This is a genomic window from Micromonospora sp. U56, assembly GCF_018070095.1.
Lineage (GTDB): Bacteria > Actinomycetota > Actinomycetes > Mycobacteriales > Micromonosporaceae > Micromonospora > Micromonospora purpureochromogenes.
The window spans coordinates 40,844-48,359 of record NZ_JAGPYL010000039.1; the positions used below are offsets into that span (position 1 = coordinate 40,844).

The window sequence follows — 7,516 nt, forward strand, 5'->3', positions numbered from 1 at the left end:
CCCAGTAGGTCCCGTTTCCCACTAAAGTGAGGACTGCTCGGGCAATCCCCACCCGCCTCGCTGGGCGCGGCCTGGCGTGACTCGTCGAGCGAGGTGCGCATCCGTGACATCCCGGTCCGGCGCGCGACCCCTGGTCGCGGTGTGCGTGATCTTCGCCGCCGCGTCGCTGGTCGCGGTGCCGGCCAGTCTCGACCTCGGCTGGGACGAGGTCGTCTATGTGAGCCAGCACGGCAACCATGCGCCGCCGGCATTCATGAGCGCACCGCGCGCCCGGGGCGTGACCCTGCTGGTGTGGCCCGTGGCGTCCTGGCTCGATTCCACCGTCGCCCTCCGGCTGTTCCTCACCGTCACCGCGACGGCGTCGCTCGGGCTGGCGTTCTGGGTGTGGTCGCGAGTGTCCCGGCGGCCCGGCACCGTCGCGATCGCCGCCGGGCTGTACGCGAGCCTCTGGACCGCCCTGTTCTACGCGAACGCCGCAATGCCCAACCACTACACGGCGATGGCGGCGGTGACAGCGGTCGGGTGTTTCCTGCTGGCCGTGGCCGAGCCAGCCCGGCCCGGGGCGTACCTCGGGCTCGTCGCCGCCCTGGCCGTGGCCGCCCTGATGCGTCCGGCCGACGCCTTCTGGCTCGGGCTCCCGCTGCTCGCCGCCACCGTCGCGGTGCCCGCGTTCCGGCGGTGGCGGCTGACCGCGGCAGTGGTCGCGGGCCTCGTGCTCGGCGGCGCACCGTGGGCGGTCGAGGCCGAGCTGCGCTACGGCGGGCTCCTGGAGCGCGTCCGTCAGGCCGGTCACGTGCAGGGCGGCACGAAGCTGCAGTTCTCCCTCGGGCACGTGATCAGCACCCTGGACGGGCCGATCCTGTGCCGCCCGTGCGGCAGCCCGGTGCGGTGGCCGGCGGTGCTGTGGTGGCTGGCGCTGGCGGTGCTGGTGCCACTGGCTGTCCGGGCGGCCCACCGGGCGGGCGTGGCACGGACGGCCTGGCTGCCATTCGTGGTCGCCGCCGCCATGGCCTTCCCCTACCTGTTCCTGATCGGATACTCCGCACCCCGGTTCCTGCTGCCGACCTACGCCGTTGCTCTGGTCGGCACCATCCCGGGGCTCGCCGCGTTGTTCTCCACGGCCGTCGGTCAGCGGCGGCGGGTCGTCGCCGCCGTGGTGGCGGTGGGCTTCGCCGGCCACCTCGCCATCCAGGCCGGCATCCTGCACCACGTCGTGGCGGAGCAGGTCCGCAGTCGCGGCGACTGGGCCCGCCTCGTCCAGACCCTGCGGTCGCACGGGGTGCGACCGCCGTGTGTGATCTCCGGCCACGAGGCCATCCCGATCGCCTACTACGCGGGGTGCCGGGCGCTGGAGGACCGGGGATACAACCGCAACGCGAGCACCGCGCAGCTGCGGCAGGCCGCGGCGACCGGACGCTTCGCCCTGGTGGTCAGGAACTCCGCACCGCCCGGCTGGGCCAGGGACTGGCACCGGATCCCGGTACCGGACCTCACCACCTCCGGCTGGGAGGTGTACCTGCCGCCGACGGCAGCACCGAACTGAGACGGCTGCGCGCCGGGTGGGGGACCCGGCACCGCGCTCGTTCGGGCATACGGCGGGTGCCGGCGGGTATGTGCGGCGGATGCGCACCGGCGAGGTGACCCGGCTCTACCACCAACAGACGAACCAGTGTCGCGACGCCCGGCCGCCGGGTGTCCCGGGGTTCGTCCCGATGGACCCGAGTAACCGTCCCCAGCCCTTCAAACGCCACCTCGGGGCACCGGTGCACCCCCTCCCCCGCGACCTGCCGCCGACCGGGGCGCCGGCCGCGGTGACCCTGTCCGGACGGGTACCGCCCAGCGACCCGACCATCGACGGCGAACTCCTCGCCCGGCTGCTGTTCTACTCGGCCGGCGTCACCCGAACCGCCGGAGACGACCTCTGGTTCCGGGCCGCCGCCTCCGCCGGCAACCTTCACCCCCTCGAGATGTACGCGGTGGCCGGCGAGGTGGCCGGGCTCGACGCCGGGCTGTACCACTTCGCGCCGGAGGTGTTCGGCCTGGAGGCACTCGCGGCCGGGGACCACCGCCGGGCGCTGGCCGACGCCGCCGCCGACCCGGACGTCGCGGCCAGCCCGCTCGCCCTCGTCGTCACCGGCCTCCCGTGGCGCACCGCGTGGAAGTACGCCGAGCGGGGCTGGCGGCACGTCTACTGGGACGCCGGGACGATGGTGGCGAATCTGCTCGCCGTCGCCGAAGGCCACGGGCTGCCCGTGCGGGTACGGCTGGGCTTCGTCGACGCCGCCGTGTCTCGCCTGCTCGGCGTCGACGGCGTGACGGAGTTCCCGGTGGCGGTGATCACCTGCGGCCGGCCCACCGCGACCGCCGCCGCCGAACCGGTCGAGCCCCCTCCGCCGCAGTTCCCGCCGACGCCGCTCTCCCCCGCGCCGGTCGACTTCCCGCTGGTCATCCGGGTGCAGCAGGCCGGTGAGCTCACCACGGGCGACGACGTGACCCGCTGGCGGGCGGCCGCCGTCGCGGGCCTGCCCCGCGCCACCGACACCGTCGACGCACCGGTGGCGGCCGGCAGCGAGCCGATCGAGTCGGTCATCCTGCGCCGCGGCTCCACTCGGCGCATGCGCCGCCAGGTCGCCCCCGCCGAACTGCTGCACTGGGCGATGGCCGTCGCGACCCGAACGGTCCCCGCCGACGCGACCCCGACCGGGACCACCCTGCTCTCCCACGAGGTCGCGGTCCACGCGGTGCACGGCACGGAGCCGGGCCTGTACCAGCAGGTCGACGGCCCGCCGCAGCTGCGCCGGCCGGCGCCGGAGCCCGAGGTACGAACGTTGAGCCAGGGGCTCTGCCTCGACCAGCCGCTCGGCGGCGACTCGGCGTACACCGACTTCGCCTGCGCCGATCTCGACCAGGTGCTCGACGGGTACGGCGAGCGCGGGTACCGGGTCGCTCAGTTCGAGGCGGGGGTGGCTGCCGGCCGCCTGCAACTGGCCGCCTTCACCCTCGGTCACGGCGGCACCGGCCTGACGTTCTGCGACCAGGACGTCTCGGATGCGTTCGACACCCGTGCGGCCTGCATGCTCGCCATCGCCATCGGGCTACCCGCCTACCGGCCGAAGCCGGGCGGCCCGCCCGGCCGGCCCCGGCGGCTCACCCGCTGACGGGTCCCGCTGGGTGCCGGGTGAGCGCCGGCAGCACGGACGGCCCGTCGGCGACCGCCTCGACGACCTTGAATCGGTACGCGTCGAGGATGCGCGTCAGCCCGTCCCGGAGGAGGGCGAGATCCTCCGGGATGAAAACTCGCGCTACGCCTTCGTCACGCTCGCCGGCTCCGGCGACGCGTGCCGTCCCCTGGCCGGCCGCTCGTCCCCATGCCCCGGCCACCACGCCTTGTGCCCGATCAGCGCGGTCAGCGCCGGAACGAAGAACATCGACATGACGAACGCCGACAGCACGATGCCGATCGCCACCGCGAAGCCCATCTGCTGCAGGAACGAGATCGGCGCGAGCATCAGCACCCCGAACGTCCCGGCAAGGATCAGGCCCGCCGCCGCGACCGTCGGCCCGGCGTGTTCGACTCCGATAGCTGCGGCCTCGTGCGGCTCGTTGCCCTCCCGCGCCTCCTCACGCAGTCGGGCGATCATCAGGATGTTGTAGTCGGTCCCGATCGCCACCACGAAGAGGTAGAGGATGATCGGCAGCTGGAAGGTGATCCCGGGCTTGTCCTGCAGCCCTTGGAAGAGGTAGACCGTGGCGCCCAGCGTGGCGGCGAAGTTGAGCAGCACCGCTATCACGAGGTAGATCGGCGCGACCAGGCTGCGCAGCAGCAGCGCGAGGATGAGCGCGATCAGGCCGGCCGCCACCGGCAGGATCACCGACAGGTCGCGGTTGTTCGCCGAGTTGATGTCCGCGAAGATCGCCGTCGGTCCGCCGACCACCGCCCGGGTGCCGGGTGGGGCTGCCGCGTGCAGGGCGTCGCGCAGTTCGTCGCGGACGAGCGTGATCGCCTCGTTGGAGACCGGGTTTTCGTCGAGCAACAGGTTGACCCGGGCCACACTCGGGTCGTTGCTGCGCTCCGGGGGCTGCGCCCGGCCCACTCCCGGGGCGCCGGCCGCGGCCGCCGCGAAGTCGCTGACCTGTTGCTCGGTCAGCGGCGACCCGTTGGAGGTGGTCAGGTAGACCTCGGTCGGGGCGAGCGCGCCGGCGGCGAACCCGCGCTGCAGGTCTGCGGCCGCTTTCGCCGACTCGGTGTCCTGGGGGAAGCCGGAGCTGAAGTCGTAGTCGGCCTTGTAGGCCAGGGATCCGGCGGCGAGCGCGACCAGCAGGGCGCCGGATGCCGCCGCGACGAGCGCCGGACGGCGACCGATGGCCGCCCCGAGGCGGCGCGCCATGGTGGCCTTGGGGGCACGCTGCCACGCCTTGGACGGCCAGAAGACGTACCGGCCGAGCAACGAGACGATCGCCGGGATGAGCGTGAGCGAGGTGACCAGCATGACGCCGACGGCGATCGCGAGCGCCGGGCCGAGCGAGCCGAAGAAGCCCAGGGAAGCGAGGAGCAGCACGAGGAAGGCGACGATGACCGCTCCCGCGGCCGACGTGATGACCTCGCCGACCCGCTCGACGGAGACCATCATCGCGGTGCGCTTGTCGTCCCCGGCACGCAGCCGCTCGCGATAGCGGAAGAGCAGGAACAGGATGTAGTCGGTGCCGATGCCGAACAGCACGATCAGCAGCACCGTCTGCAGGTCCTGGCTGACGTTGAGGTCGAACGCCTTACCCGCCGCGGCGACCAGTCCGCTCGTGACGGCCATGACCACGCCGATGACCACCACGGGCAGCAGCGCGGCAATGGGGCTGCGGAAGATGATCAGGATCAGTCCGATGATCAGGATGATCGTGGCGATGCCGACCACGGCGAAGGCCTGGTTGAAGGTGTCCTCGTTGTCGACGAAGCTCGCCACGTCGCCGGCCACGCCCGCGGTCAGTCCGCTGCCCGCCAGCTCCGGACCGATGGCCGCCCGCAGATCGCGTACGGCGTCGAGCAGCGCCGGGTCGTCCGGGGCGACCGCGTCGAGCCCGACGTTCACCACCTGCACCGACTTGTCCGGCGCGACGGCCTGCGGGCCGGTCAGGTAGCCGGACGTGTGCGAGATGTTCTTGGCCTTGAGCGACTGGGCGAGCTGGCCCACCTTCGCCTCGTCGGCCGGCGTGAGCGGCTGCCCGTCGGCGCGCTTGACCACGATGGTCGCCGTCGCCGTGGCCTGCTGCGGAAACGTCCTCTTGGCGAGCTCGATGGCCTGCACCGACTCATAGGAGCGGGGCAGGAAGCTGCCCTGATCGGCGGAGGTGATGTCGCTCAACGACGGCGTGGTGACGACGATGGCGACTGCCGCGAGCACCCAGCCGGCAATCACCCACCAGGCCCTGCGTACGACGAATCTGCCCAGCCGCTCGAACATGGTTTCCCCCGTTTGTTCGGCACCACCGATATCTGAGGCGTGGGGCACCTCCGGGCGCCCGCCCGTCACTCTGCCGGGCAGCCCTCGCTACCCCGTGTGCATCCTACCTACGGTGGGCAATCCTTTTCGGACGCGTGGGAGCGCGGGGCGTGTTAGCCCGTAACTGGTAGCGCGTACGGCTCGGGCTCGGTTGACCGGCGGCGCTCGTCGTAGTCGGCGGCGAGCGTACCGAAGAGCCGGTCCCAGATCGACGTGTAGAAGCCGAGGTTGACCGACGGCTCGACGTGGTGCCCGGCGTGCAGGGTCGGGGTGGCGACCCAGCGGAACACCGGGCTGCGCCGGGCTGCCGGCGGGAGCACCTCCACGCCGAGGTGGCCGAAGATGCCGAAGACGAGGTTCACCGCGGTGTAGGCGACGATCGCCCAGACCGAGAACGTGTGTGCGGCGAGCGCCGCCAGCCAGAGCCCACCGAATCCGAGGATCTCCAGCGGATGCAGCGCGTACAGCGTCGCGGGCTGGGCGTCGACGAAGCGGTGGTGCAGCGCGTGGGCCAGCGGGAAGAGCCGGGGCCGGTGCGCCACCGCGTGACCGGCGTACATCAGCAGGTCCATCAGCAGGAGCAGCAGGACGAAATCGGCCAGGGCGCGGAGGCCCAGGTCCGCGTTCAGGTGGATGATGCCGGCCTTCCACAGTGCCCAGCCGGCGACGGTGACCAGGGAGTTCATCAGGATCGCCCCGCTGGCGAGCCAGAGCTGCAGGCGGCTGATCCGGCCCGGGTCGGGCAGCAGCCGTACGACCGTCGGAAGCCGCAGCATGGCGTTGCCGACGCCGACGGCGATCAGGAAGAGACCCATGTTCTCGAGCAGGGCGAACCCGACCACCTGGCCGACATCGAGTCGCCACGCCCAGTCGAGCACACCATCCACGTCCTTCAGTATGCGCCCGTCGGAGAGGCTCGGGACCGACCTGATTCGCGGATCCCGCAACGGGCCGGCGCGAACGTCCATAGCCTGGCAGGCGGGAGCACTTCGAGACGTTGACGGAGGACACCGTGACCAAGGCCGTCAGGGAAGCGCTTGAGGGCGTCAGCGAGATCGAGCTGACCGTGACCGGCCGAAAGACCGGACGGCAGATCACCCACCCCGTCTGGTTCGTCCAGGAGGAGGAGAGCGCCTTCCTGGTCCCGATAACGGGCTCGGACAGCGACTGGTACAAGAACGTACGGCAGACACCGTTCGTGCAGCTGGCCGTCAACGGGACGGCGGTGAGCTCGACCGCGACCCCGATCACCGAACCGGACCGGGTCGATCACGTGGTGGAGATGTTCCGCGAGAAGTACGGCTCGGATCAGGTGGACCAGCACTACCCGAAGCGTGACGTCGCCGTCCAGGTCTCACTCACGTAGCCCGTGGGTCAGCCGGTGATCGTCAGCGCGACCGGCAGGCCCTGCTGCACCTCGAGCACCGCCCGCTCCCCCAGCGGTCGCGCCAGCTCGGCCGCGGCGGTGCGCCGTGCTCCGACATCTCCGCACGACTCGTCGTCGCCGTGGCGGTGCTCGATGACGATCACGACGACGGCGTTGGCCGACTCGGCGGCCTCCGCGCTGTAGTCGGCGCCGCACGGCTGGCTCCCGGGGGCCGGGGAGCCGGTGAAGGCGACGACCAGCCGCCGGCTCGTCGTGCTCCCGGTCGCCGACTCGATCGCCAGCCCGCCGTGCGGGTACTCGGGACCCCAGGCCGGTGGCGTCACCACGACGGCACCCGCGCGGGCGACCGCGATCCGGGTCAGCCGCACCCCGGTCCCCTTGAGGGTGTACTCCCAGGCCGGGACCGCCGCCGGGCCGCGCGTGGTGGGAATCCGCACCGTGGTCAGGCGCGCGGCGGTGACCTCCAGGGGTACGCACCCGGAGCAGTCCCCGACGCCCGCCCCTCTCAGAGACCGTCGGGTAACCGAGTGGTTACGCTGCAATAAGTCGTTCGGCGTCGATGCGTAGTGCGGCTTCGCGTTCGGTGGCGTTGGTCCAGCGGACCGCCTGGCCGGCCAGACGTATCGTCATGAGT

Annotated in this window: 6 protein-coding genes; 3 read left to right on the forward strand and 3 right to left on the reverse strand. The window is 72.1% G+C overall.

Translation table 11 applies throughout. From position 1 onward, the window contains the following. Positions 1-103: 103 nt before the first annotated feature. Both KBX37_RS15585 and KBX37_RS15590 read left to right on the forward strand, forming a co-directional pair. Positions 104-1,543: a hypothetical protein gene (locus KBX37_RS15585; protein ID WP_210776671.1), complete on the forward strand. Its 1,440-nt coding sequence runs from the start codon at positions 104-106 to the stop codon at positions 1,541-1,543. A gap of 169 nt (positions 1,544-1,712) precedes the next feature. Beyond that, on the forward strand, positions 1,713-3,158 hold the full coding sequence (locus tag KBX37_RS15590) for a SagB family peptide dehydrogenase (protein ID WP_210776672.1): 1,446 nt from the start codon (positions 1,713-1,715) through the stop codon (positions 3,156-3,158). Between the two features lie 144 nt (positions 3,159-3,302). Here KBX37_RS15590 and KBX37_RS15595 read toward each other — a convergent pair whose 3' ends face one another. Next, positions 3,303-5,456: an MMPL family transporter gene (locus KBX37_RS15595; RefSeq protein ID WP_210776673.1), complete on the reverse strand. Its 2,154-nt coding sequence runs from the start codon at positions 5,454-5,456 to the stop codon at positions 3,303-3,305. 152 nt (positions 5,457-5,608) lie between these two features. Further along, complete coding sequence (locus KBX37_RS34505; protein ID WP_210776674.1) at positions 5,609-6,382, reverse strand: sterol desaturase family protein; 774 nt, start codon at positions 6,380-6,382, stop codon at positions 5,609-5,611. A gap of 125 nt (positions 6,383-6,507) precedes the next feature. Between KBX37_RS34505 and KBX37_RS15605 the strand changes: the two genes are divergently transcribed. Further along, the gene (locus tag KBX37_RS15605) at positions 6,508-6,861 is read left to right on the forward strand and encodes a nitroreductase/quinone reductase family protein (RefSeq protein ID WP_210776675.1); all 354 of its coding nucleotides are present in this window, start codon (positions 6,508-6,510) and stop codon (positions 6,859-6,861) included. A gap of 8 nt (positions 6,862-6,869) precedes the next feature. Here the strand turns inward: KBX37_RS15605 and KBX37_RS15610 are convergent, their stop codons facing one another. Beyond that, positions 6,870-7,319, reverse strand: coding sequence for a hypothetical protein (locus KBX37_RS15610; RefSeq protein ID WP_210776676.1), 450 nt, complete (start codon positions 7,317-7,319; stop codon positions 6,870-6,872). Positions 7,320-7,516 lie beyond the last annotated feature (197 nt).

What these genes read in the sequence shown, in the direction of transcription:
- KBX37_RS15590 (WP_210776672.1), top strand. Translation starts at nt 1,713, where the DNA reads ATGGACCCGAGTAACCGTCCCCAGCCCTTCAAACGCCACCTCGGGGCA.
- KBX37_RS15595 (WP_210776673.1), bottom strand. Translation starts at nt 5,456, where the DNA reads ATGTTCGAGCGGCTGGGCAGATTCGTCGTACGCAGGGCCTGGTGGGTG.